Consider the following 26363-nt stretch of genomic DNA (forward strand, 5'->3'; position numbering starts at 1 on the left):
AAAGATATTTAAATTTCCAATCTAAATAACGTAATTTTGAAAATTTGTTTTAAATATTAAATAAATAATTAATTATCAATATAATAATATTAATTATATGTGGAGGTGGTGTGTATAAGGCTTTATATAGAAAATATCGACCAAGAAATTTTGATGAAGTTGTTGGGCAACAACACATTGTTCAAACATTAAAAAACATTATACTTAGCAATAAAATTAGCCACGCATACCTATTTTCAGGACCTCGTGGCGTTGGTAAAACATCAGTAGCCAAAATTTTTGCCTCAACACTAAATTGCGGCCATGGATTAGAACTAACATTTGTTTGTGAACAATGTTTAAAAATTAGTGATAAAAACTTTGACATCATTGAAATGGATGCAGCTTCAAATAATGGTGTTGACGATATAAGAAGTTTGAACGAAAAGATACAAAATATGCCTGCAAATGGCAAATTTAAAATTTATATAATTGATGAAGTTCATATGCTTAGCAAGGGTGCTTTCAATGCATTGCTTAAAACTCTTGAGGAACCCCCAGCACACGTTATATTTATACTTGCAACAACTGATCCTCAAAAAATTCCATTAACAATTCTTTCTCGTGTTCAAAGATACAATTTTAGAAAAATACCTACTCAAACAATTATTGAACAGCTGCAAAAGGTTTTAAATTCGGAAAATATTACATACGATGAGGATTCTCTGGGTTATATTGCTAGATTATCTAATGGAGGAATGCGTGACGCGCTATCAATTGCTGATCAAGCATTAGCATATGGTAATGGACACATAAAAATTCAAGACATATCTTATGCATTTGGAATTTCAGCAAATGAAAATTTAATAACTATTCTTAATAATTTATATATTGGAAATGTAAAAGATATTATTTCACTTATTGATGAACTAAAAAATGCCGGGCTTGATTCTAAACATCTAATTGACGGATTAATTGGTGTTCTAAAAGATTTCGTCATTTTAAATAGAACGTCAGATGTTCATCTTATTGAATTATTAACTCAAAAAGACATTGAATTGTTGCAATTTAATTATGATTTCGCATTAAAAACAATTGATAAATTGTACAAACTTGCCAAAGATTTGATTTATTCAGATTCTCAATTTCAACTTATTGAATTATCATTACTCAAAATTGCGAGCGAACAAAATTCCCAACAATCAAATGAAACCAAAACCATTGAAAATGATACAAAAAAGGATAATCAAGTTATGAAACCAAAAAAAACTCCTACTAACACAGTTAAAATTGCTCTTGAGCAAAGCCAAGAATTCATGGTTGAATTGAATGACAATTTAGGCGATGCTCAGACAATCAATGATGATTTATTGACATTTGATGGTTTCGATGCTGAAGATTCATTAATTTCAACATCCGAATTTAATTTTGAAGAAGATAACACGCAACAAAAAAATAAAAAATCTTTATTATTTCCAAAATTCGATGATAACTACTCTGGATTTAATTCCTTTACTGAAACATATTCTGACTCAGAGTTGATGAATGCTTTTGCATTGTCAACGAGAGAAGAAATATCTAGAGTTGAAACTGCTTTTGAATTTATTTTTAATAACAACGATGATAAATATTCAGACATTGTTTTAGCACTTAAAAACGTTAAAGTTTATGCAGCAGGCGAAAAATTTATTGTTTTAGGTGCATCAAAAGTTTCAATATTCCCTGAGCTAAATTACCTTGAAAAAATTAAAACTAATTTTAGTTTCCAAGAATTATTGAAAACATATTTAGGTGAATACAAAAACTTATTTATCATTAGTGATTTAAGAAGATATAAAGAAATTGGTAATGAATTTATTGAAAAAGTCAATGCTGGCGGCTTTGAAACATATAAATTTAACGATGTAAATGTTGATAGAAATCAATCACCAACAGCAAAATTATTTGAAGATTTAACCAATATTTAGGAGATTAAAATGGACCAAAATATGCTAAGAAAAATGCAAAAATTACAAAAAGAACTTGAAGCAAAAACTGAAGAGTTTATGGAAATGGAATTCAAAGAAGAAAAACATGGACTAGAAGTTATTGCTAAAGGAAGCAAGAGAATTGAGTCAATTAATATTAAGGACACAGACCTTTTAGATCCAGATGATCCTGAAACATTAGCAGACTTAATGAAAATTGTAATTAACTCATTATTCACTAGAATCGATGAAGAACAAGAAAAGCTAATGCCACAAATGCCAGGTGGATTTGGCTTCTAATGAAAATAAAAACTATTCAAGATACAATTGAAACTCTTTCAAATATACCTGGGATTAGCAAAAAACAAGCTGAAAAAATGAGTTGATATTTTATCAACCAAGGTGAAGATGAAACAAAAAAAGTAATTAATTCATTGAATAATATCTGTCAAAATATTAAATACTGTGAAAATTGCAATTTCATTAAAGAAAACGAAAAGTGTCTAAATTGTGATGACATTTTAAAAACAAATTCATTAATGATTGTTGAAAGTCCTACAACTCTTAACAAAATTGACGATTTAGGTATATTTCATGGCCACTATTATGTTTTGCCTTATTTAATGAAGATTAAAAATAAATTTGAGTCAGAAAACTATGATTATCCAGGTCTTGTTGAATACATTAAACAACATCAATTCGAGGAAGTAATTGTTGTTATTTCGCCGTCCCTTGAGGGGGAAATAACAACAACCAAACTCCTGAATTTAATCCAAAACTTGAACATTAAAGTCAGTCGTGCTGCTATTGGAATACCAATGGGCGCAAACCTAGACTACTTAGACGCATTCACAATAAAACAAGCAATAAACAACAGAAATAATAAGGGGTAATAATGTTTATAACTTTTGAAGGTCCAGACGCGAGCGGGAAAACAACAATATTAAACAAATTAATTGATTTTTTGAATAAAAATTACCCTGAAATTGAATTTATTACAACCCGCGAACCAGGCGGAAAGCACTTAGTTGAAGCTGAAAAAATTAGGGAAATTATTTTGAACAAAGATTCAATACTTAGCCCTGAAGCTGAAGCTATTTTGTATTCAGCAAGCAGAAGAATACATCTTGATAGAGTTGTGATTCCAGCTCTTTCTGAAAACAAATTAGTTATTTGTGACAGATATGTAGACAGTTTCTACGCATATCAAGGATACGCGCGAGGACTAGGTTTAGACTACGTAAAAGCAATGACAAATTTAGTTATCAATGGTTTAATGCCAGATATAACAGTATTTTTTAATATCACCCCTGAACAAAGTAAAGCTCGCATGAATCAGGAACGTTTAATAGAGCAGCATGATAGATTGGACTGTGAAGGTGATAATTTTCATAGAAAAGTTTACAATGGGTATCTAGATTTAATAAATCAGGACCCAAAAAGATTTATAATCATAAATGCAAACCAAAGCATAGAAGAAGTGTTTTTAGACTTAAAACAACAGCTGTTTTCAAACCAAAAATTCATTGATTTTCTTAAAAATAAGGGTATAAATGTTAGCGAATAATTTAACCAAAATTATTGACAATTCAATTCAATCAGGCAAAATAAGTCACTGTTACTTACTTGATATTAACAACAATGAATATCTAGATGACAATCTTTTGTATATGATTAACTCTTTTTTAAATACAAACTTTAAAAATGTCGATGAAATTACCATTCCAAATGTAATAATTGCCGATGGCATCAAAGAAGCAGATAAAAACCTCTCAAAAAGCAATATTATAGAAATATTTGAAAAAAGCTCATTTTCTAGTACTAACGCAGCAGATAAACAAATAATAATATTTAAAAATGTTGAACATGCGTCAAATGTAGCTCTTAATTCACTTCTTAAAACCATAGAAGAACCCTACAGTAACACCATCTTTATTTTAACTACAACAAATCAAAAATCTTTACTTCCAACAATTAAATCTAGAGCATTCATAATAAAAATAAACATTAATAAAAAAACAATAAGTGTTGATAAATTAATAAAAAATAATATTGAAGAAAATGAAGCAAAACTTTATATTGAGATTACAGACTCAATTCAAAAAATTTTGCAAAATAGACACCTTTTTAACTTGGAAAAAATCAATCAATTTATCTCATTATTTCTTGATTCATTTAAAAATAAATACCTTTTAGGAATGTTTCTTTCAACATTAAATAAAAAAGACACACACAATGAAGTTGAGTTTTATTTAAAACTGTTTCAATTTTTGTGCACATTAAGTTGAAGTAATAATTCACATAACCAAATTTTGAATAAAAAAATTGATACTTTAATAAAGAAAAATTTTAGATTCACTGACGCATTTACACTTATTAACGAATATTTTGCTAAAAAGAATGAAAATACCAATGTTTTTTTAGCAATTCAATCACTAATTGTTCAATTATTGGAGTGTTATGAGTAAATTATTCATTGTCGGTACACCGATTGGCAATCTAAACGATATAACATTTAGAGCTCTTGAAACCCTAAGAAATTGTGACTTAATAGCTTGCGAAGATACTCGTGTAACTAAAAAACTCCTAAATCATTTTAACATTCAAAAAAAGCTTATTTCATACTCAAAAATTAATGAAGCAAAATCTGCGGAATACATTGTAAATATATTGAAATCCGAAAATTTGAATATTGCACTTGTTTCCGACGCTGGGATGCCTTTAATTTCAGATCCTGGTTTTGATTTAATAAAATTAGCAAGATTAAACGATATTAAAATTGAGATAATACCAGGGGTTAATGCAGCAATCAGTGCTTTTGCTTTATCAGGCTTATCATCAACATTTGTTTTTCATGGCTTTCCAAAAGAACGCAGTGGGCAAAGAAAAGAACAATTAACAAACCTTGATGACAAAAACGCTCATATCTTTTACATTTCGCCCCATAAAATCGATTTATTTTTGAATGATATTGAAAATATTTGAGGCGAAAAATGTGAATTATTTTTAGCAAGAGAATTGACTAAAATACACGAATCACTATATTATGGAACAATTTTTGACATTAAAAATCAGCTAAAAAACGACCCAAACAAAGGCGAGTTTACAGTGGTTATTAAAATCAAAGAAAGTCAACGCACAAAAGTAAATAAATATGCTAAATTTTCTAAATTCAATAATTAAATATTAATTTATGTGTGTATAATAACACTACTAAATGTATCGTTATTTTTTTATTAATAATTTGGAGGAATATGAATAATATTAACTTTTTTGCATTAGGCGGTCTTGATGAAAACGGAAAAAATTGTTACGTACTGGAATTCAACAACAAAATATTCATAATTAATGCTGGAACAAAAGTACCAATAAATTCAAAAAATGGTGTTGATACATTGATCCCTGATTTTTCTTATCTTGAAAAACACAAAGACAGAATCGTTGGAATTTTTATAAGCGATGTAAAAAATGAAACATTCTCTGCACTGCCTTGATTAATAATGCACATACCGAATTTAAATATTTATACTTCTTCATTCAATAAAGTAATGATTTTGGATAGAATATCAAAATATAATATTCAAAATAAAAATTTCAAAGTTAATGTTATTAATAAAACAACAAATTTTGGAGACATATTTATTTCACCAATTGAATTAGCTGGCTCAATGCCTGGTCACATAGGTTTTAATTTTATAACTCGGGATGGCGATATTCTATTTATGTCAAATTTCGTCGAAGGTGATTTAGGAATCTATGGGAAACTACAATTTGAACACCTAAAAAGAAGTTTTACAAAACGTAAATTAATTGCACTTGTTGTTGATGCTGGTAGGGCTAATTATTCTGGTAGAGCAGTAGAAAAAATTAAACTACCTGCCTCAATCAAAGATGTTTTCATGAGCGCTAAAGCAAATGAAAGAATCATTATTGGTGCCTATGATGAAGAAATGGTTTCAATACACCAAATACTTGATTTAGCTAAGCAAACAAATCGACCAATAATAACATATGGCAAAACATATGGTCAATTATTCTCACTAATGCGACAAGAACACGGAGATGTTGAATTCCCTGAATTAATTGACTATCGCCTTGCAAATAAGACTGATAATGCCGTAATACTAGTTACAGGTTCAATTGAAAGACTATACTCTCGTTTTTTAAGAATAACCGACAATAATGATGTGTTTCTAAAACTTAAACCGACTGATAACGTAATTATGATTGCTCCTCCAGTAGCAGGTTTAGAAAGTATTGCCGCAGTTTCACTTGATGATATTTCAAGAATAACACCAAAAATTGCTGATGTAACTAACAAAGAATTTTATAGACATCGTCCAGCGCGACAAGACCTAATTAATTTAGTTAACACACTGCGCCCAGAATATGTTATCCCTGTCCAAGGTTTGTATAGATATTTATCTGATGCTGCTAAATATATAAGAAAAGAGGCAAATTATAAAGAAGAAAATTGCTTAATTTTGCAAAATGGTAAAATTGCTCATTTTATTGATGGTAAATTATCTAGCACTAATGGCAAAATTAAGGAAATTGGTGATGTAATAATTGATGGATACGGAATCGGTGATATTAGTACTGAGGTTATTGCTGAGCGTGAAGTTCTTGGGCGTGATGGAGTAATTATTATTACCGCTAATTTTGATCCGTCTATTAAAAAAATAACTGGAAAAGTACATATAAATATCGTTGGTTCCTTATCAAAAAATGATAAAAAAGATGCAGAAAACTTAATTTTAAGAACTATTGCTTCAGTGCTTGATGATGAAGTTTTTGAGGGACTAAAAGATTTTCAAAATCGTACTCGCCAAGTTTTAAGAAAAAGAATTTTTAAAGTATTTAACAAAGAACCATTAATTATTATTTCACTAATTACAAACTAAAAAAGCCGCCTGGCTTTTTTTGTTTTCAATTTAGAAATGAATTGATTGGTAAATTATTTAGCTCTTGAATTCTTAGTTTTTTCTCTAAAATTATATGGCAATGAATTATCATTTTTAATAATATCAATGTAATAATTAACTAATTTATTGTTGAAAAAATATTGATTTGTTTTTTCCTTTTCAGCAACTGTTTCAAGTGCTTCATAGACCATTTTTTTAACTTCATCAGGGTACTGATACTTAACTGAATTAGTTAAAAATTCATCACGATCTACAACAGTAAAAGGTTTATTTGGATAACATTTAATGTCTAAGTCAAAGTCTATAAACTTGATGGTGTTATCTTCATAAATTGGATTAGATGCTAAATTGATATAAATATAATTATGTCTTTTCTTAAGCATAATTAAAGCATTAAAATTTTCATTTTTAGGCATAAACCAAATTACTGGTTCCCTGTACATTCAAGATGTCTTTTCAGTTTCAGCAACTTTTGTTTTATACATAAACAAAACGAAATGGTCTTCGGTATTTCTAATAACTTTTACACCATTTCACTGTCTATACAAATATCCATTATATTTGTATGCTTGAACATTCACGATTGCGCCTAAAAGAGGAAACATTATCTCTTTATTTTTATTTTTTGGCATATATACCTTCCACGCATAAGCGTTTATTATTATTGATAAGAACAATCGCATTTTTTTATCAATAATTAAATTATAAGGTTGAATGGCATTATCAATTATTTTTTTGTGAAATTTACCATAAAAATATCATTAGTATTGTAAATTTATTGAAAAATTAAAGGGACTTTTAAACAAAAATTGCACCTGACAATGCTCAGATGCAATTGATTTATTATTGAACCATTTTTTGCTCAAGTCTTTCTAACTTGTTGATCGCTTTTTTAACACTATCATATGCGGCAGTTCGAGTTGTAGCAGTTAAATTTGCAATTTCTTGATAACTCATATCTTCCAAAAAATAAAGTTGAAAAGCTTGCAATTGTGTTTGAGTCAAAAATTTTTGATATTTTTCAAATAAGGTAATTAAATGTTCTCTTTTATCTAACTCAGTGATTTTACTCATTATTGATTAAATCCTTAGTCATTGCATAAATGAATTTTTCAAGGTCAAATTCTTGAAGATCGTCCAACCCCTCGCCAAGTCCAATATATTTAACATTTAAATCAAACTCATCTTTTATCGAAAGAACAATTCCACCCTTGCTTGTTCCATCCATTTTAGTTAATATAATTCCAGTTGGACTAGCAACTTCCTTAAAATGTTTAGCCTGGCTTACACCATTTTGGCCAGTTGTAGCATCTAGAACAAGTAAACACTCGTGTGGAGCATCATTTTGAAATCTTTTAATAATTCCATAAATTTTTTCAAGTTCTTTCATTAAGTTTATTTTATTTTGCAATCTTCCAGCTGTATCAATTAAAAGCAGATCATAATTTTCATCTTTTGCTTTTTTTAATGAGTCAAAAACCACTGATGCCGGGTCAGCATTTTCTTTTTCGGGTTTGATAATATCAACACCAGCTCTAGAAGCTCAAACATCCAGTTGGCTTACAGCACCCGCTCTAAAGGTATCAGCAGCCGCAACAAGAACTTTTTTGCCCATTTTCATGTATTTATGGGCAATTTTGGCAACCGAAGTTGTCTTGCCAGAGCCATTAACGCCAACAAAAACAAAAACATTTAAGCGACCATCTTGATAATTTAATGTTGTATCAACAATACTTTTATTAGTGTAAATAACAAACATTTGATCCGCGGCAAGTTCCCCAATATCTTTTGTTAAACTAAGATTTCTAAGCTTTACCTCGTTTTTAATATGTGTAATCATCGCATAAACAAGTTGTGAACTTATATCAGACATAATTAAAATTTCTTCTAGTTCTTCAAAAAATTCCTCATTTATTTGTTTGTGTTTGTTTTGTAAATTTAAAATTTTACGACCTAAACTAGATTCATTGTCAAAAGCAATTGTATACTTATCAAGTTTTTTTGACTCTTCAAGTTCTTTAAGTTGCTTTTGGTCTATCTCTTTTTGTTTTTCTTCAACTGTTTTTTTTCTGTTAAATATTTTTTCTTTTAAAAATTTAAAAAATCCCATAATTGAATTTTATTCTAAATTATCCAAAGTGTATATAAAACAAGTCGGATATTAACATAAGTTTTAATTTAAAACTAATTCATTTATAAAATATTGCGAATAAATTTGCTTTATCGTATAATTAAAAAGATTTTAATGATATTTTTAATTTTGAATTAAGATAAGGAGAAAAATGGCAAGAGAAGGATTTACATTTCAATGTACTGATTGCAAGATGGAAAACTACATTAGCAAGAAAAACAAAAAAAACCATCCTGAAAAAGTAGAATTAAATAAATATTGTGGTAAATGCAACAAGCACACTGCACACAAAGAGAAAAAATAATATCAATAAATATTGGTGTGGTCTTTTTTATGACACACTTTTATAAAAATACACACAACAAAACTTATTATTTAAAAATAACGAGTCAAGAGCATTATGTGCGCTTGACTTTTTTATTAACCCCAACTATATTAACTTTTAAAAGTAATTTGAATTGTAATTTATAGTAAGAAAATATTTAAAATATTATTTTTGTGGAAATTTTTTATTTAATAGTTCTTATGTCATTTTTTTTACATTTAAATAACAATTTATTGAGAATATATGTTTATAAATATTTTTTCAAATATTGAATAATGAATGGTAGTAAAATAAATATTAATTTTAAGGAACAATGATGAAAAATATTAAACGTAAACTATTAGTTTTAAGCGGGGTCAGCAGCGTTGTGGTTTTGGCTTCGCAATTGGTTTCTTGTGAGGTATTGCAAAAACAAGAGAATAAAAAAACACCAAGTAAATCACCACTTTTACCGGCAACTCCAATAGTAAAAAAGGAAACTAAACCACTAACAAAACTAACCCCTGCAACACCAATTGTGAATGTCGAAAATAAAAAAACACTGCCGCTAACTAAATTAAGTGATGCAAAAAAATCTACACAGCAAAACACTGCACCAGTTGTTAATAACAATCAAAAATATCCAAGAAAGCAAACAGTTGACAAGTCAGAAATTAATAGTCAAATTTTAAGTGCAAATCTAACTGGGTACAATTATTATTCTGATGCAAATTACCATTTAGGTTTTGAAGATAATATTGAATTAAAAACTGATCAAGAGTTAAATTTAAAGTTATTAAACAACTCTAATCAAGAAGTTAATGGCGTAAATTGGTATGTTAGAACATATTACCCAACTGATGAAGTTTATGAGATAAATCAAAATTTAAATCCGAATTCATCTCTTAGTTTTGTAGCACCAAACATTATTAAAGACAACAATAATGAAAATAAAACTAAAAATGTTGAGTTATGAGCATATTACCAGGGTCACTTATATAAAGCTAATTTAAAGATATACACTAAGAAAGAAAGCAAAAACATAAGTGAATATGAACAAAGTGTAAAAAGAGTTAAAGAACTAAGTAAAGATTGACATAATTTATCAGATGTTCAAAAAGCAAAAAAAGCATATGAATGACTGACAACTAATGTTAAATATCAAGAGGGTCAATATTTAGGTGATGATCAAACTGCTTATTCTGCAATAATACAACAAGCTAGCGTGTGCACTGGTTATGCTAAAGGCTTTAAAATGTTTATGGACGAGTTAAATATTCCCAATATGCTTATAACTGGAGATGTTGGAACCGAAAGACATATCTGAAATATGGTAGAAATAGAAGGCAAATGATATCACGTTGATGCTACTTGAGGAATTAGAACCAGTTTCAACAAAAATATAAACTATAATTATTTTTTGATTAACGATTATGACTTAAAATTAGGCAGAGATTACATAAAACGCTTTAAATATGAGCAAATGGGCGAAAAATATCGCGGAATCGCATTAGAAAACTTTATTACACAAAGAGAGCAAGTTGCTAAGTTAGTTGAAAAACAATTAAGTCCCGAATCAAAAACTAATATTTTAACTTTAACTACACCGCGTAACGCAGAATTTGATAATGTAGTAAGAGAGGGTATTTTCAAAAAATTAAGTAATCGTGAAAAATTACACATATCAAAGAAACAAAATCGTAACTTTTTAACATATACTTGCATATTGCCCCGTAATGAAGACCACTCAAAAAATGCCAATATAGAAATCGAAAAATTCGCAAACAATGTTAGCTCATACATTTTAAAAATAAAAACTAAAAACAATGATGTTGAGCTGTCAAATGATAATGTATTTGTTCAAGGTGCATTCATTAAAAAAGTTGAAAAACAAGGCTCAGATTATTTAGTTTACCTTGAAAATTTTGATAATTTTGGAAATACAAAAATTAATATTGAAGTTCATAAAATCGGATATAAATTTAATAATTATCAAAAGTCATTTGATTTTGACGTTAAACGTCAAGAAATGCCTAAAGCAGTATTCAATGCAACTGATTCAAACAATGGTGTTTTAACCAATATTGATAATAGTATGGAATACCGTACATACAATAATTCATGACAAGATGTCACATCAAATCAAATTAAACTTGACAACATTGGTACAATACCTATTTCGATAAGAAAAAAATCTTCTAATACACATTTTACTTCTGAAATTCAAGTTATTAATATTGAAAAAGGACAAGATTTAGATAGAATTGTTAAATATTATAATGGTGAAGTAGTTGGTGTTGATAATACTATGCAATACCGTTTAAAAAATTCAAGTGATTGAATAGATATTAATGCTAATAAATTAGCAAAATTAGCCCAAGGTCAATACGAATTCAGAGTTAAACCAATGCCAAATAAACTTGCTTCTGATGTGTTTACCCTTACCGTAAATTAAGTAAATTTAGATAACAACAATAACGGATAGTGCTTTAAATAAAGTCTATTCGTTATTTTTTGTCTATAACTCCAGTTATTTTGTTTTAAATTATGCAAAATATTAAACGCAAACAAAAGTACTATAACACCGAAAATTCAACTATATTAAAATTTGTATTTTGAAATAATTAACAATTTTTAATTTATTTTTAGCTAAGTTTATACAAATTTGTGATTTCAATAATGCTAATAAAAGTGAAAATTTAATGTCATAAATCAAGAAAATTAACTAATGGTCTTGAAAACAGGCGTAAAAAGATAGAAATTTTTTTATAATTTAATTAATAGAATTAATTAAAGGATTTTTTATGGAAAGAAGAGAAGAAAAAGAGAAAAAGAAGAAGAAAAAAGCTGCTTTAGCATTTTTATTAGCATTTTCATCTGTTGTCACGTCTTGCACAGCTATAGGGGTTGTTTTTCTTAAAAAGCAATCATTAAATGAAACTAATAATGACATAACTAAAGTTGAAAATGAAATAGTTTCTCCTGATAGAAAAAATGAAAAATTAAAATTAAGTCAAATTGATTTATCAAAATTTAAAACTACATTAAGAAAAGTTAATAAACTAAATATTGATAATTTTTACAAAGACTATGTGGAAAAATTAAGAAAAGAAAAATTCGAAGAATATAAAGCCCCACTTTGAAAAAAATATAATCAAATTAATGATTTTTACCAAAAATTAATTTTAGATAAGCCAAATGATATATTAATTAATGCTGATAAAAAACAAATTTAGAAGTATTAATGAGCATCAAAGATAGATTAAATAATGCGCCACTAAAAGACTATGATTTTGTTGATAATCTTGATGAAGAACTGCACCAATTTTATATAAACAGAATAGAGCTCCTAGTGTTTAGAGAGGACTATTTAGCTTTATTAAATTTCATTAAATTAAAATATTCAAGCATAAATACAGATGAAGTTAATAACTGAGTGAATGAACAATTATCGTATGGCGGTTTGCAACTAAAAGACGTATATCATTCGGGTTATAAAAATTTAAAAAATCTTTTATTAGTAGATACAAATTATGATTTAGAGAATTTGATACCCGATCCAATACACTATGAAATGGGTGAAATAGAAGATAAAGATTCAATTTACGCCAAAATTCAAACCACAATTCTTATGCAGAATACCAACGCTTTTGTAATATATGGATATTTTGAAAAAGTTATTAATGAATTAAACAAATTAAACAGTGATAAAAAAGATTATAAAACTTATTTCCAAGGAATTTTATATCTTGAAAAGCAAATTATTTTAATTAATGAGCGTATTAAAGCCGGAATTGAAATGAAAGAACACTATGATCATATTATTAGTGGTTCATACATATATGGGGAATGGGCAGTAAATAGTGCAAAAGAAGTAGCTGCTAGAATTAAGAAAACATCTACAACTGAAGATGTTAACAAAGCAATTGAAGAATTAAAAAACATTAAGGAAGAAGGTGAAAAACGCGAAAAAGCAAGATCGCGATACGAACAGACAGTTAAAAATGCAACATCATTTCTTGAATCACTAAAAAATAGTGCAAATAAATATCCAGAAATAATCAATGAGTTAGAAAAAGTTATTGAAGAATGTAAAAATTTCCAAACACCTTATCCAACTGTGGAAATGTACACAAATGCCGTTGAAAAATTAATATCAGCCGTAGGGAAAGCTGCTGATGAAAAGGAAAAAAAAGATAATCAATCATAGCCAAACAAGAATATGAAGCTTCATTTTTGAAATCTAAAGAAATAAGAAAAAATGCTTGAAATTAGTTATATATTTGAAGAAATTAATAAAAAAATTGTCAAATGATATTGTAAAAGCAATTGAATTAGTAAAAAATAAACCCACTAAAAAACATATAAAGAAGCAAAGTCTATTTTAGATAAGCTGTAATTATAAATAATAAAAGCTATGCACATTTGTTGCGTTTAAGATTACTATTAGAAAATACACAGCAAAAGCCGTGTATTTTAATTATTATTCAAGTTTGTTGCCTTGTTTGTCTTTAAACTTACCAATGATAAGTAGGATAAAGTCAACAATTGATCCAATACCAAATAGTCCACCTGTTAGCAATCATATGACACCGGTACCAATTTTGCCTACATAAAATCTATGTATTCCTAAACCGCCAAGGAAAAAGCATAAAAGTATGGCAGTGATTTTCGATTTTTTCATAAATCTCCTTTCAAAATATTTGTTCAAATAAAATTATATATATATATATATATATATATGAGAAAAAGACAAAAAAAATAAAATAATTTTTATTAAAATCCATATTTTTACATATTAATTTCCCAAATATATAAGTATTATCGGTTAATTATTATCATTAAGTAAATATCTTAAAAATATTTGCAAAGAAATAAAACTGAACAAAAAGTTGGCATTTTGTGCTCAACTTTCTTTAATTTAAGCATTTTATTTTACTTTTTGAATATAAATTTCAGTGTTTTGGCAAGTCCGCCCTTTTTATAATTAAATGGACTAACAAAATTTGCAATAGATTTATATTCCTTTGAAGCGTTTTTCATTGCTATGCTATAACGAACTTTGCCAATTGTGGTTGAATCATTCATTGTATCCCCAATATGAATGCAATCAAATGGGTCGATATTTAGATACTGCGCAAATTTTTGTTCAGCAATACCCTTTGAAGCTTCAATATTTGTTACTTCTAAAAATGTGTTGTAATTTCTTGCACAAAGAATGTTTAATTCTTTACCAATTGTATTGTTTAATTCATTAAGAAAATTTTTTAAATTATTTTTATTTAAAGACCAAAAAATAAGTTTGTAAATGTCATCTTCAAGATTGATTTCAGATACTTTTTTCGCTTTTCCTTTTTTAAAGAAAGTAGCAAGCTTAACAACTAATGAATTTGAGTAAGTTTGGTTTCTAAAATCTGAGTTGACGATAGTTGTAATATTGTATTTTTTTACTAATTTTTCAATGATTTGGCAATGAACTTTTTCAATGGGTTTAGAAAATATTTCATTGTTGTCAACAATAATTTTTGCTCCATTCCAAGCAATTAAATCTTGTGAATTTAATTGACTTAAAATATTGAAAGTTTTTTTATTCAACCCTCTACCACTTGAAACAACAACTTTTATACCAGACTTTTTCAAATTATTAATTGTTTCTATATTCTCATCGCTTAATAATTTACGTTTATAATCAAGACTTGTACCATCTAAATCAATAAAGATAATTTTAATATTTTCAAAATTCATATTTTAATTATAACAATTAAAATGCATTGAATTCATATCTATGTGTGTATATATTATTATCTAATTTAGCCAGAAATTCCATGGTTAGTTTACTATCAGTTTCAAAGTTATAGTTAAAAGATAAATTCTCGGGACTTATTGATAATGAAGTTGCAACCTTATTTACAACAGCATTGACAATAGACTTATCAAATTTTACGTTTTCATTCGAATAACGAATATATTGGTAAAAATCATGTGTATTTAATTTTGGATAAATATTTTCAATATTAAGTATTGGAGTTATATTTTGCTCATTGTTTTTATTCAATTGAGTATTGTTATGTTTCTTAGCAGAAACAACTGCGATTGGAACTACAACGGCTGCCACAGCAGCAACTGAACAACTTGAAATTATCAATGTTTTTTTATTCATTATTTTTTGCAAACCTTTCAAAATATCTTACGTCCAATGGATTAAGTTTTACAAATGACTCTATTTCTTTTGAATCTAATGAATATTTGACATTTGGAACATCAATATTAGCATCATTTATTTCTAATTTAATTTTTCCATATGATGGATCAAGCAGCGGTTTATCTATTTTTTGTCTATGTGAAATGTTTAATTTAACAAAATCAATTGGTTTATTTTCTCCTCCTAAATCAAATTGATATTTAAAATGTGTAGATAAATTGCCCATGTGAGAATATGGAATAAATAATCCTCTAGAATCAAAATTATTTGAATTATTTATTTGTTTTATTGAATAATTAAATTCCGTGGGTTCGTTCCAATAATATTTATTAATTTCTTGTCCTGATGTGTAAATGTTTGAAATAACTTCCCTGTTTAACTTATCTCTATTATTTAAATTATTTCATTGATCACCTGAAAATGATTCAAACCCATTTTTAGACAATGATTGATGTCTTGTAAAAATGTCATTATAAACACTAAAAGGGGCTCAATTTTTATATTCTAATTCTGGTGTTTTATTGAATGTTCTTGTTTTATTATCTTTAATTTTTAAGTTTGCTAAATATGTTTTATTTTTGTGTTCTAAATCATTAATAATTATTTCACCATCTATATATGATTTAGAAGAACCAAGCAAGTCATTGTCTATTTCTCCAAAATCAAATGAATAGTAGTCAGCAATATTAAAATTAATTTTGTTATTTACAGTAGTTAAATAGTGCTCATTTAAGTCTAAATTTTCTTTTTTGATCTCTCATATTTCATGATTTGGGTAAGTTTGTTGAAATACAATTGATTTTAGATCTTTGAACTTTAAATTTAACTTTTTAGATGTGATAATTATGTTGTAAAGATTAAAATATTTTACATCGTCTGGCTTAAATTCAATGTTTGTATTTTCGTATTTAAATAATGGGTCAATTGTTATAAATTGGTCTCTTTCGCCTAATGTATAACCACTTGAAGAAATTTTTCAATCTTTTTCATGTTCAAAATGTTTACCATTTACTGAAATAAGCAAATCTTTTGGATCTATTCTCTGTGCACTTCTAATAGTGTCTGAATAGTGAGAGTGCCCTCAATCAGGTGTTGCGAATGTAATTGAAATAACAAATTGGTCATTGTTAAAAAATCTTTTAATCTCGATTCTTCCCCTAATCAATTTTCCAAAGTATCTTGAACGCATTGCTGTTTGTGGGTCATATATGTTAACTTCAAACTTGCGATCTTTAGGAACTTGCGGGAATTTTTTTGAAGTTTTTTTAGCAACAATTTGATAAGGATCAATAGTTACTCTTGATACGATTTGTGGCTCATTGTTTGAGTTAATTAAGGTAAAAATACAAAAACTCCTCTATTGCTTTTTTTCTATTTTTATAATATGTTGTTTTTGAAAAATATTTATCGTATCAAAGTTTATCTGTATTATATTCATCAAATTCTTTCTCAATAATCATTGCTGAGGTTTTGTCCATTAAAGATAATGTTTCTTTGAATCTTGAAATAGGAACATTTTCGTTGGTATCTTTGATTTTATTTGAATATTTAAGCATTAATTGTGCTTTTTTATTTGCTTTGTCTAACATAGCAAGTGATTTCACAGCATTATACCGTTCTGCTGAACTAATATGCTGTGTAAAATACATATTTTGAATATTGTTCATTTTCCTACCAAAATTTAATATGTATTAATAAAAAATTTTTAGAAAAAAGGAAAAAATTAATAAAAAAACAGGATTTTTCCTGTTAAAAATTTTGAATGATTTTTCATGAAAGAGGCCAATTACTAGGAGTTTTAGTGTTTTTTCTTATCAATACTATGTATGACATTTCATTATTAACATTTTTATATTCATGAACTTGAATATTTTCTTTTTGCTCAGGAAAAATATTCAAAAATTCCTCGATTTCTGATTGATAATTTCTACCTTTTAAAAGATAAAATAATCCGCCAGGTTTAAGTAAATGATGACACAACATGAACATATTTTTTATAGAAGAAACGGCTCTGGCGCATACTATGTCAAAAGTGTTTGATAAATTTTTAGTTTTCTCAGCTCGTGAATTTATAATTCGTAATTTGTCAATACTCAATTCATTTTTGACAGAGTTTAGAAAGTCACACCTACTTTGCATACCTTCGATAATTGTTAAATTAAAGTTATTATTTTTAATTAATGAAGGCAACGATGGAAAACCAGCGCCAGCCCCAATATCTGCGATATATTTGTTTCCAAAATCAATATTAATATATTGAGATTGGTCAAAAGAAATAACGGAATCATTTATTCCTTGTTCAATTATTTCTTCAAGAGTTTTAAAACCGGTTATGTTCTTTTTTTGATTATAATCAAAAACTAAATTAGCATACTTAAACAGTTTATTATTGTCCATTATTGTTTAATTTCATCTGCAATTGTGTCATATAAATCACTGACCGATGTTCCGCTGATTGACGCTTTAATAACGCCCGCCAAAAATGTATCAAGACTAATTACTTTTAATTTATCAAATTTTTCCAATAATTCTGAATTATCAATTGAATCGGTAACAATAACTTTGCTTACATGTGGGTGGTTTTGAAACATTTCAAAACCTTTTGTAAAAATTCCATGAGTGGCAGCAACAACAATTTTGTTTGCTCCATGTTGTTTCAGTGTATCTACAGCTTTTAAAATTGTTCCACCAGTGTCAATTATGTCATCAATGATCACAGCATTTTGGCCTTCAACTTCTCCAATTAAGCCCATTACTTCTGTTTGGTTTACACCAACTCTACGTTTATCAATTATGCTAATTTTTACTGAATTAGAGATTAATTCAGCAAGTTTTCTTGCTCTTATTGTTCCTCCATGGTCAGGAGAAACAACAGTAAAGCGTTCATTTAATTCTTTTACAGCCTTTGCAATTGGATAAGCCCCTCTAAGATCATCAATTGGAATATTGAAAAAACCTTGAATTGCTGGGTTGTGTAAATCAACTGCAATAATTTTTGTTGCGCCAGCAGTTTGAATTAAATCAGCAACTAGTTTAGCACCAATAGGTTGGCGACCACTTGCTTTTCTATCTTGTCTAGCATATCCATAATAACTTAAAGCAATTGTGATTGTTTTTGCACTCGCTCTTTTCAATGAATCTACAAAAAGTAGTAAATCCATAAGGTTGTCATTAACAGGTCTTGATGTTGACGCAACAACATAAACATCTTTATTTCTAACTGTTTCTTCACTAACTAGCATTCTTTCGCCGTCAGCATATAGTGTTTTTTGTATTTTTGAAACGTGTATACCTAAAATTTTTGCAATTTTGCTTGTTAAACTTTCGCAATTTGGCATCCCAAATAACATAATATTTTCTAAAATCATCTTTTTTAAACTCCTAATATATCCATAATTATAATAAAGATTAGAAAAACGCATATTTATTACCCTAAAAAACAAAATTTTGTTAAAAATCTGCAAAATTTTTAACTAAATAATTTTTTGCTAAATTAAAAAATATACTATAATACATATGCTATTTTAGCAAAATGGAGGGGTAGCGAAGCGGCCAAACGCGGGTGGCTGTAACCCACTTCCTCACGGTTCGGGGGTTCGAATCCCTCCCCCTCCACCATTTTGCCCCATCGCCAAGCGGCAAGGCATTGGTTTTTGGTACCAACACGCGTTAGTTCGAATCTAACTGGGGCAACCATATCACCTTAATGGTGTTTTTTTATCGCCTTTTTGTGTTATTATTTTTGTATGAATAAAACAAAATCAACTTATAAAGCAACATTTGCAAATGTGATTCTTTGTGGATCATTAATTTCATTTGGTATATACTTAACAATTGCGATTTTTGGCGGAATAACTTTTACCTTAAACAAAGCATATTTATTAAGTAATAATTGATCGCTGATTGTGTATATTGTTGCAGCAATTTTAAGTACTGCATTACTATTTGCAATATTGATTACTGGACCACTTTGAAATGTTTATGTACTTGGAATATTTAGTGCTATTTCAATGTTTTTTGTAGGATTTTTAACTCTTGGATATGTATTTAATAAATTTTTAACATTAGAAGTTGAAACTTGAAAAATTTTATCAGTATTATTCATTCCAGCAGCGGTTATGATGCTAACAGGAACACTAGCTTATTACAATTTAATTAACTTTAAAAAAGTATGAATTACATTGATTTTACTATTCATTACGTCAATTATTATTGCCTTAACCATATTCTTTGTAAGTAATAAAAATTTAGTGTATGTATTATATTCACTTGTTTCATGTGCCATCTTTGCGGCATATATGGCTATTGATTGATTCTTGATAACAAGATTTAATAGAAAATACAAAGAATTAGGTAATGAGTTCTTATCATTGAAAAATGCAATAAAAATGTCAATGTACTTTGGCTTTAAATTGTCATATGATTATGTAATGATTGTTTATTATCTTTCAAGAATTTTTAAATAATTTAATGGCTTTGCCATTTTTTTATCGCAATAAAAAAATGGCGATCACGAGAGGATTCGAACCTCTGACAACAAGCTTAGAAGGCTTGTGCTCTATCCTGCTGAGCTACGCGACCACGTGAATTTATTTTATATCTTTTTCAATATTTACAAAATATTTTTATTAAAAATAAAGTAAAATTTGAATATTATTTAACAAAACTAAGAGAGGCGCTATGGAAAAATACACTGAGCAAGAACAAGTTAGACGCGATAAGTTGGCTAATTATGAAAAAAATAATATTATCGCATACAAAAAAGCATATGGTTTAGGCGAATTATCTTATAGCGATGAAATCGCGAATGAATTTGCAAAATTCACAAAAGATGAACTTCATGAAAAATCGATAACAAGAAACATTGCTGGTAGACTAGTTGGAAAAAGAGGTCCATTTTTAGTAATTAGAGATTTTCACGGCGATATTCAAGCATATTTCAATAAGAAAGAGCTATCTCAATATGTCGAACTTGTTTCAACTTTTGACATAGGTGACATTATTTGAGTAAGTGGCAATGTTATGAAAACTATGACTGACGCAGTTGTTATAAAAGTTTCTAAAATTGATTTATTATCTAAATCTCTTAAACCACTTCCTGAAAAATATCATGGATTAGTTGATGCAGAAGAAAGATATCGTCGTCGTTATGTTGATTTAATTGTTAATAGTGAATCAAGGGAAAAATTTATTAAAAGAATCAAGATTACTCAATGAATTAAGGATTATTTCAATAATTTAGGTTACCTTGATGTTGAAACACCATTCTTGCATGATTACATATCTGGGGCAGCTGCCAAACCATTTACCACTCATCATAATTCGTTAAACCAAGATTTTGTTTTGCGTATTGCAACAGAAATTCCATTGAAAAAATTGGTTATTGGTGGTTTTGACAGAGTTTATGAGCTTGGTAGAATATTTAGAAATGAAGGTTACGACACAACACATAACCCTGAATTTACAACAATCGAATTTTATGAAGCATACTCAAATGCAGAAGGTATGATGAATAGAACAGAGGATTTATTTAAGTACCTATGTAACAAATTAGGCAAACACACTTTTATAAATAATGGTGTTGAAATTGATTTATCAAAACCATTTAAAAGAATTAATATGGTTGATGCCGTAAATGAGAAAACTGGCAAGGACTTTAGAAATATTTCGTTGCAAGATGCTGTATCAGTAGCCAAAGAGCACAAAATTAAACTTGAAAAATTCTTCTCAATTGGCCATATTATTAATGCCTTATATGAAGAACTTGTTGAACATGAATTAATTGAACCAACCTTTGTTTATGGTCACCCAATTGAAGTATCTCCACTGTCTGCAAAAAGTGATGATCCAAGATTTACTGAACGTGCCGAATTATTCATAAACACAAAAGAATACGCAAACATGTATACAGAGCTTTCTGATCCAATAGACCAATTAGATAGATTCAAAAAACAATTGGATGAAAAGGCTGCCGGTAATGATGAAGCTTGCGACATTGATTGAGACTTCATTGATGCTTTAGAATATGGGATGCCACCAACAGGTGGTTGTGGAATTGGAATTGATAGATTGGTGATGTTACTTACAGAAACAAGTTCAATTCGTGATGTTCTTTTATTCCCAACACTTAGAAGACTAAAAAAATAACCCGGGGGGTTATTTTTTCTTTCGAAAAATGAGTATATTCGTAAATTATATTGAGTGAGAACTATTGTGTTTTTTTATTATGTTTATCAATGATGATAATTTATGACCATCCTGACTTATGTTAGGATTTTTGTTGTAATATTCGAATAATTTTTCAATAGATAATAATGAAAAAAATATTGTTACTTTATCTGATAGTATTCTTGTGGTTAAAATGTCATTTAATATATCAAACAAGAATCATTTATTAATATTCTCAGACCCAAAGCCATCAAGAACTAAAACATCTGCACTTTTTAATATCTTAATTATTTCAGGATTTCTGTTGTTCTTATCTGTAAATCCGTTTTTTAATTTTGCAAACAATGTAGATGTCTTAACATAAACAGAACTCATTTTATTCATTGCAAAATCAATTGCGATTGATTGAGCATATTTTGAATTATTTATTGAATCTCCGCTTGAAATATACAAACCACCAACAGAATTATTATCTTTTATTAATTGAAGTTTATTTTCAATCTCTCTTTGCGAGTTAATGTTTCTTACAACAGTTTTATTTAATCTTAAGTTGACATCTATTTCATCAAAATCACTCAATCAAAGATATTTTTGTATGTTTAAAAAATCAGAAACCTTGTGATTGAATGTTTTATTGAACACTAGCTCATTTTTTTGGTTGCGCTCAACACTAAATTTATAAACCGACGAGCTAGGATTGTCCAAATAATTTTTAACATCCAAAAACTCGGGTAAATATAATAAAAGCTCATCTCAGGTAATTTTTAATGACTCCATCAACTTAGCTAATTCTAGCGACTTCGAAATTATCTTTTTTATTTGCTTTTTGCGTTCTTTCTCAGTTGAAGCAAATAAATTTAAAAAGTCTAAATCTTTTGTTTCATTTATTGAGTCCATATTAATAGTTTTCAATACTTTCAGCTTTTTCTAAAAGATTATAATAAGTCGCTTTGTATAAGTCTTTTTTGGTTACAACAAAATTTTTACTGTTTTTCATTAATGAATCAAGATATTTTTCAAGAGGCTCAAACACAAATAATTCTTTTTTAATTAAATCTTTAATTATTTTATTTACATAGCGAAAATCAATTTTTCCACTCATCTCATTTGCATAGTAAAAAACTAAATTTATGCATGGGTCAGAAAAACCCGCTGTACGCGCTTCTTTAATAAGATCAACTATTTTAGTTGTTGCAATTTGGCCTTGAATTTGACTAAAGAAAACTCTTGAATCAGTTTTAAGTATAGCTTCATAAATATTTGGGAACTCAAAAGTATTTAAATCAATCTTCTCTTGAGTTGATAAAGAAAGTTCAACAGTATCTACAGGATTATTGTTTGGTTTATTAATGAAGTCAACCAATGATAAATCTTCCTCAGTGTCAAAAACATCTTCATAAGAAGCAGTTATTTCATATAAACGACCGGCTCTTCTGAAAAGTTTTTGCTGATCAATACCAATTAAACGATCATAATTTTGTTTGCCAATAATTTTCATTAATTTATTAGCTAAAATTGAATTTAATCTAATCCCTTTTTTATCAAGAGGTTTCTCAAGTGCAAACAATGTTTTACGATTTAAATCATCAATGTGTGTTTCTAATAATGAGACAGCTTCAAGCTTTATTCTTGCGTCATTTAACTCATTAATATTCATTTTTAGCATATATGTAATGCTGTCATAATCGTGAAATCCAGAACCTTGATCATCGCTTATTGCAAGATCACGTAAATATTCATATAAAACAATGGCGTTTGACCCCAAAATTGGCGCATAAAATTTACGCAAGTTTTTTAAATCTTCACTTGCAATAAATGATGTTGTTTCAATTGTAAAAAATGGATAATTTAAGTTTTTTAACATATACGCCTCGTCTAAAAAAGCAAGCCGATTTTAGCTGCTTTCTAATCCATTTTATAAAATTGATTTAACTAATTTTAAAATTTTTTGATTTTGTTCTAAACTTTCGCAGTTATTAATATAAATATCCACAATCGGCTTTAAACTAAAAAGTGATTTTTTGATTGATTTTGGATCGTTTTTTGCATCTATTAGCATGATTGTTGACTTATCCACATTCCGTTTAACTAGATTTTTTTGCCTTTTTTTAGGGTTATTTGACAAGCACAAAACAACAGAAATCAAAGACAAAAAATCACAATATTTATTGCTTAAATTAGGTAGCTCAGCTAACTCATATTTCCCATTTTTTAGTGTTGTAAAAATTTCTTGATAAACGATTTTTTCTAATCGTTCTAAATTATCAATATTTTGGCCAATTCACTGTTTAATTTTTGTTTTTGAAACACCGTTTTCATCAAGCAAAAAATCGCCTATTTCTTCTCTAATTTTTTGACATAATTTAGAACCCAATAAATAATTTTTTGCCACAAATTCATCAGCAAAAAATATTTTTGAATTATCAATACCTAAATTTTTTAAAAAAGTAGTTTTGCCTACCCCAATTTTTCCTATCACTGCAATCATATTATTCCCCACTGAATTTTTTAAGAGCAATCATCGCGCTTTTTAAATAAGCCCTTGAAATTCCGCCAGCTCCAAGTTTTATTCCGCCAAAATATCTAACAACAAATATTGCTAAATTCCTTGCTTTTGTTTTCAAAAGCAAATCTCTTATTGGTTTGCCCGCTGTGTGCTTAGGCTCGCCATTATCATCACAACCGGCGTGTTGGATTTGATTTTCATAAAAAACATAACCATAACAAATGTGTCGAGCTTTTTTATGTTCTAATCACAATTTTGCAGCGAAATTTTTAACTTGTTCTTTATTTTCAACTTTTATGCAAATACTGTAGAATTTTGATTTTTTCTCTTCAAAATATTCAAGTTCCATAATTTAAATTATAAATTCATTTTAGCTAAAAAAAGGGATAAAAAAAATGGGGCGAATGAAGGGATTCGAACCCTCGAATGACGGGACCACAACCCGCTGTGTTAGACCGCTTCACCACAATCGCCATTTAGCAAAAATATTATAGAGTAATTTTTTGAATAAATAAATAAAATATTGATAATTTTTTTATTAAATTTATTTAATAAATTATAATATAAGTATTCATATTAATATTGAAAGGGGAAAAAATATGATTTCAAAGAGTTCAACAAAATTCTTGATTTTCGAAAATCCTAAAAAAGATGCTCAAAAATTTACTCTTGAAGATGCTAATTTAGAAAGTAAAACAAATTTCAATAGCATTCAGCAAATTGTTGAAGAAATTAATGGAAACATAGAAAATGTTGAAGATGCTAGAATATTTATTGTTCATGGCAAAAAAATAATTGGAAGTTTATCTGTTCAAAAAATGGGTGAATTGGTAAACAAATTAACATTAGATGGTATTAACCAAAAAAACCAATTGTCACACATTATTGATAATAAATTGTACGATAAAGAACATGAATTGGTGTTTGTTGACCCAAAAAAATGACGTGTAATTAACTTAATCTTGTTTGCTGCTTTACTAATGTCTGTTGTTATATTATTAGTTGCTTTAATGTACACAGGATATTTACCTAAATACACGAAATAAGGTTGTAGGAGAAAAATATGAGTACAAAAAAACCTAAATTATATAGATTCTACTTATCAGAAAAATATGATGAAAATAGACAAATTTCATTTAATTTAAAAAGAGCAGGCATTAAGGCATACACAAATTTCAAAAGCTTTAAAGAGGGTATTGAAGAATTCAATGTAATCGCAGCACAGTTAGATGGTGAATCAAGAATTTGATTCCATCAAAACGGCGCTTATAGAGGTTCTACAACTCCTGAAAAAACAGTAACAATGTTAAGCAAAGTTCAAGACCAAAAAGTTAGAGATGAAGAAGTTATTGAATTCATTAACAAGGAAGAACTTGTTGATGTAAGTCCTTCAAAAGCAAAAAAAGAAAAAGTTGAAGAAGTTAAAGTTGTTGAAGAGGTTAAGGAAGTTATTGACCTAGACAAAATTGCTAAAGAACTTAAAGTATTTGTTAATTACGCAGATCAAAAAACTGCATCAGAAGTTACTCTTGATGATGTATTATCAAGTGAAAATGAATACGAATTTGTTGCAACTGCATTGTCTTGAAACGATGACAACACAGTAACTGCGGCTTATGTAGTTCGTAATGGCGAAGAATCTTCAAAAGAACACACACGTTTAATTGATGGCTTTAAAGCAATTGAAATGAACAAACCAAAACAAATTTACACCCATTATGTAAGTCGTACCATTTGAGGCAAACCAATCATTTGATTATGATCATTTGCAGTTATTTTAGAAATCATTTGCATAATTATTCTTATTTTAAGAATGTATGTATGAGAAGGTTTCTTCTTTTAATAGTTAATATATGGCATAAATTGCAGTTAATGCAATTTGTGTTTTAATTATTTGTAATTAAGGAGTTTGATATGAAAACAATGCTTGATATAGTTTCAGAGTTTGCTTATGAACAATGCCAAAATAATGTATTCATTGATTTTTATGTTCTATTTGACAAAGTCGAATTAGAATTAAAAACAAAATGACAAATTGAAGCTGATGAAAAAAATAAAGAATATTCAGAAATTAGAATCAATAAATTAGGTGAATTATATAGACTACTAACAGTTGATTCAAATTTCATTAGAAACGACAAAGGTGAATGATCAATAAGACCAGGTTTCAAGGTTAAATAA

The 26363-nt window shown here is 28.0% G+C and carries 30 protein-coding genes and 4 tRNA genes; 18 read left to right on the forward strand and 16 right to left on the reverse strand.

Annotation, left to right across the window (positions count from 1 at the left end):
• The first annotated feature begins 110 nt into the window (after window positions 1–110).
• The 7 genes from dnaX (at window position 111) to MBVG596_RS01645 (ending at window position 6850) form a co-directional block, all read left to right on the forward strand.
• A complete protein-coding gene (dnaX, locus tag MBVG596_RS01615; RefSeq protein ID WP_172412425.1) occupies window positions 111–1946 on the forward strand; it encodes a DNA polymerase III subunit gamma/tau in 1836 nt (611 codons plus the stop codon).
• 9 nt (window positions 1947–1955) lie between these two features.
• Window positions 1956–2246, forward strand: a complete 291-nt coding sequence (locus tag MBVG596_RS01620) for a YbaB/EbfC family nucleoid-associated protein (RefSeq protein ID WP_096386190.1) — start codon at window positions 1956–1958, stop codon at window positions 2244–2246.
• Window positions 2246–2839, forward strand: a complete 594-nt coding sequence (locus MBVG596_RS01625) for a toprim domain-containing protein (RefSeq protein ID WP_096386195.1) — start codon at window positions 2246–2248, stop codon at window positions 2837–2839. The genes MBVG596_RS01620 and MBVG596_RS01625 overlap by 1 nt, the downstream gene beginning before the upstream one ends.
• 2 nt (window positions 2840–2841) lie before the next feature.
• On the forward strand, window positions 2842–3513 hold the full coding sequence (gene tmk, locus MBVG596_RS01630) for a dTMP kinase (protein WP_096386200.1): 672 nt from the start codon (window positions 2842–2844) through the stop codon (window positions 3511–3513).
• Entirely contained in the window at window positions 3500–4414 is a 915-nt protein-coding gene (locus MBVG596_RS01635; RefSeq protein ID WP_096386205.1) for a hypothetical protein, read from the forward strand. Before tmk ends, MBVG596_RS01635 begins: the two co-directional genes overlap by 14 nt.
• Complete coding sequence (gene rsmI, locus MBVG596_RS01640) at window positions 4407–5129, forward strand: 16S rRNA (cytidine(1402)-2'-O)-methyltransferase (RefSeq protein WP_096386210.1); 723 nt, start codon at window positions 4407–4409, stop codon at window positions 5127–5129. Before MBVG596_RS01635 ends, rsmI begins: the two co-directional genes overlap by 8 nt.
• A 71-nt stretch (window positions 5130–5200) precedes the next feature.
• Entirely contained in the window at window positions 5201–6850 is a 1650-nt protein-coding gene (locus MBVG596_RS01645) for an MBL fold metallo-hydrolase RNA specificity domain-containing protein (RefSeq protein WP_096386215.1), read from the forward strand.
• A 53-nt stretch (window positions 6851–6903) separates the two neighbouring features.
• On the opposite strand, the gene MBVG596_RS01650 is transcribed toward MBVG596_RS01645, so the two are convergent.
• From MBVG596_RS01650 to ftsY, 3 genes are all read right to left on the reverse strand, one after another.
• A complete protein-coding gene (locus MBVG596_RS01650; protein WP_004420474.1) occupies window positions 6904–7503 on the reverse strand; it encodes a DUF402 domain-containing protein in 600 nt (199 codons plus the stop codon).
• A gap of 211 nt (window positions 7504–7714) precedes the next feature.
• The gene (locus tag MBVG596_RS01655) at window positions 7715–7945 is read right to left on the reverse strand and encodes a hypothetical protein (RefSeq protein WP_096386220.1); all 231 of its coding nucleotides are present in this window, start codon (window positions 7943–7945) and stop codon (window positions 7715–7717) included.
• On the reverse strand, window positions 7938–8981 hold the full coding sequence (ftsY, locus tag MBVG596_RS01660; protein WP_096386225.1) for a signal recognition particle-docking protein FtsY: 1044 nt from the start codon (window positions 8979–8981) through the stop codon (window positions 7938–7940). The genes MBVG596_RS01655 and ftsY overlap by 8 nt, the downstream gene beginning before the upstream one ends.
• 172 nt (window positions 8982–9153) lie before the next feature.
• On the opposite strand from ftsY, the gene rpmG reads away from it, so the two are divergent.
• From rpmG to MBVG596_RS01680, 4 genes are all read left to right on the forward strand, one after another.
• Entirely contained in the window at window positions 9154–9306 is a 153-nt protein-coding gene (rpmG, locus tag MBVG596_RS01665; protein ID WP_004420482.1) for a 50S ribosomal protein L33, read from the forward strand.
• A 337-nt stretch (window positions 9307–9643) separates the two neighbouring features.
• Entirely contained in the window at window positions 9644–11761 is a 2118-nt protein-coding gene (locus MBVG596_RS01670; RefSeq protein WP_096386230.1) for an MAG6410 family transglutaminase-related lipoprotein, read from the forward strand.
• Window positions 11762–12110: 349 nt separating this feature from the next.
• Entirely contained in the window at window positions 12111–12542 is a 432-nt protein-coding gene (locus MBVG596_RS01675) for a hypothetical protein (RefSeq protein ID WP_096386234.1), read from the forward strand.
• A gap of 8 nt (window positions 12543–12550) precedes the next feature.
• Window positions 12551–13516 (forward strand): hypothetical protein, encoded by a 966-nt coding sequence (locus tag MBVG596_RS01680; RefSeq protein ID WP_096386237.1) that lies wholly within the window; start codon window positions 12551–12553, stop codon window positions 13514–13516.
• Window positions 13517–13789: 273 nt separating this feature from the next.
• Here MBVG596_RS01680 and MBVG596_RS01685 read toward each other — a convergent pair whose 3' ends face one another.
• The 7 genes from MBVG596_RS01685 to MBVG596_RS01715 all read right to left on the reverse strand — a co-directional run bounded on the left by MBVG596_RS01685 (window position 13790) and on the right by MBVG596_RS01715 (window position 18876).
• Window positions 13790–13990, reverse strand: coding sequence for a TM2 domain-containing protein (locus MBVG596_RS01685; protein WP_096386240.1), 201 nt, complete (start codon window positions 13988–13990; stop codon window positions 13790–13792).
• 251 nt (window positions 13991–14241) lie between these two features.
• Window positions 14242–15051, reverse strand: a complete 810-nt coding sequence (locus tag MBVG596_RS01690; protein ID WP_096386245.1) for a Cof-type HAD-IIB family hydrolase — start codon at window positions 15049–15051, stop codon at window positions 14242–14244.
• Between the two features lie 16 nt (window positions 15052–15067).
• Window positions 15068–15466, reverse strand: coding sequence for an MHO_1590 family protein (locus tag MBVG596_RS01695; RefSeq protein ID WP_148664011.1), 399 nt, complete (start codon window positions 15464–15466; stop codon window positions 15068–15070).
• On the reverse strand, window positions 15459–16697 hold the full coding sequence (locus MBVG596_RS01700) for an MHO_1580 family protein (RefSeq protein WP_096386254.1): 1239 nt from the start codon (window positions 16695–16697) through the stop codon (window positions 15459–15461). The genes MBVG596_RS01695 and MBVG596_RS01700 overlap by 8 nt, the downstream gene beginning before the upstream one ends.
• Before the next feature lie 139 nt (window positions 16698–16836).
• The gene (locus MBVG596_RS01705; RefSeq protein WP_004420633.1) at window positions 16837–17175 is read right to left on the reverse strand and encodes an MG284/MPN403 family protein; all 339 of its coding nucleotides are present in this window, start codon (window positions 17173–17175) and stop codon (window positions 16837–16839) included.
• A gap of 82 nt (window positions 17176–17257) precedes the next feature.
• Window positions 17258–17905: a 16S rRNA (guanine(527)-N(7))-methyltransferase RsmG gene (rsmG, locus tag MBVG596_RS01710; RefSeq protein ID WP_096386259.1), complete on the reverse strand. Its 648-nt coding sequence runs from the start codon at window positions 17903–17905 to the stop codon at window positions 17258–17260.
• Window positions 17905–18876 (reverse strand): ribose-phosphate pyrophosphokinase, encoded by a 972-nt coding sequence (locus MBVG596_RS01715; RefSeq protein ID WP_096386264.1) that lies wholly within the window; start codon window positions 18874–18876, stop codon window positions 17905–17907. Before MBVG596_RS01715 ends, rsmG begins: the two co-directional genes overlap by 1 nt.
• Window positions 18877–19042: 166 nt before the next feature.
• Here MBVG596_RS01715 and MBVG596_RS01720 point away from each other — a divergent pair.
• From MBVG596_RS01720 to MBVG596_RS01730, 3 genes are all read left to right on the forward strand, one after another.
• Window positions 19043–19126 (forward strand) — tRNA-Tyr (locus tag MBVG596_RS01720).
• 3 nt (window positions 19127–19129) lie between these two features.
• A tRNA-Gln gene (locus tag MBVG596_RS01725) sits at window positions 19130–19204 on the forward strand.
• A 50-nt stretch (window positions 19205–19254) separates the two neighbouring features.
• Window positions 19255–19974 (forward strand): MAG0110 family membrane protein, encoded by a 720-nt coding sequence (locus MBVG596_RS01730; RefSeq protein WP_096386269.1) that lies wholly within the window; start codon window positions 19255–19257, stop codon window positions 19972–19974.
• Window positions 19975–20012: 38 nt separating this feature from the next.
• On the opposite strand, the gene MBVG596_RS01735 is transcribed toward MBVG596_RS01730, so the two are convergent.
• A tRNA-Arg gene (locus tag MBVG596_RS01735) sits at window positions 20013–20089 on the reverse strand.
• 99 nt (window positions 20090–20188) lie between these two features.
• Between MBVG596_RS01735 and lysS the strand changes: the two genes are divergently transcribed.
• Window positions 20189–21655 (forward strand): lysine--tRNA ligase, encoded by a 1467-nt coding sequence (gene lysS / locus MBVG596_RS01740; protein WP_096386274.1) that lies wholly within the window; start codon window positions 20189–20191, stop codon window positions 21653–21655.
• A gap of 45 nt (window positions 21656–21700) precedes the next feature.
• Here the strand turns inward: lysS and MBVG596_RS01745 are convergent, their stop codons facing one another.
• From MBVG596_RS01745 to MBVG596_RS01765, 5 genes are all read right to left on the reverse strand, one after another.
• Window positions 21701–22573, reverse strand: a complete 873-nt coding sequence (locus MBVG596_RS01745; RefSeq protein WP_096386279.1) for an ATP-binding protein — start codon at window positions 22571–22573, stop codon at window positions 21701–21703.
• A 1-nt stretch (window position 22574) separates the two neighbouring features.
• Window positions 22575–23540 carry a DnaD domain protein gene (locus MBVG596_RS01750; protein ID WP_096386284.1) on the reverse strand — a complete coding sequence of 322 codons (966 nt, stop codon included), beginning with the start codon at window positions 23538–23540 and terminating at the stop codon, window positions 22575–22577.
• A 51-nt stretch (window positions 23541–23591) separates the two neighbouring features.
• A complete protein-coding gene (locus MBVG596_RS01755; RefSeq protein ID WP_096386289.1) occupies window positions 23592–24164 on the reverse strand; it encodes a dephospho-CoA kinase in 573 nt (190 codons plus the stop codon).
• A 1-nt stretch (window position 24165) separates the two neighbouring features.
• Window positions 24166–24531: a YigZ family protein gene (locus tag MBVG596_RS01760; RefSeq protein WP_096386294.1), complete on the reverse strand. Its 366-nt coding sequence runs from the start codon at window positions 24529–24531 to the stop codon at window positions 24166–24168.
• A gap of 47 nt (window positions 24532–24578) precedes the next feature.
• Window positions 24579–24655: transfer RNA gene (locus tag MBVG596_RS01765), tRNA-His, on the reverse strand.
• 126 nt (window positions 24656–24781) lie between these two features.
• Between MBVG596_RS01765 and MBVG596_RS01770 the strand changes: the two genes are divergently transcribed.
• The 3 genes from MBVG596_RS01770 (at window position 24782) to rpoE (ending at window position 26363) form a co-directional block, all read left to right on the forward strand.
• A complete protein-coding gene (locus MBVG596_RS01770) occupies window positions 24782–25228 on the forward strand; it encodes a hypothetical protein (protein ID WP_096386299.1) in 447 nt (148 codons plus the stop codon).
• A 17-nt stretch (window positions 25229–25245) separates the two neighbouring features.
• On the forward strand, window positions 25246–26025 hold the full coding sequence (locus tag MBVG596_RS01775) for a hypothetical protein (protein WP_096386303.1): 780 nt from the start codon (window positions 25246–25248) through the stop codon (window positions 26023–26025).
• Window positions 26026–26096: 71 nt separating this feature from the next.
• Window positions 26097–26363 carry a DNA-directed RNA polymerase subunit delta gene (rpoE, locus tag MBVG596_RS01780; protein ID WP_004420616.1) on the forward strand — a complete coding sequence of 89 codons (267 nt, stop codon included), beginning with the start codon at window positions 26097–26099 and terminating at the stop codon, window positions 26361–26363.

The organism is Mycoplasmopsis bovigenitalium (genome assembly GCF_002356075.1).
Classification (GTDB): Bacteria; Bacillota_I; Bacilli_A; order Mycoplasmatales; family Metamycoplasmataceae; genus Mycoplasmopsis; species Mycoplasmopsis bovigenitalium_A.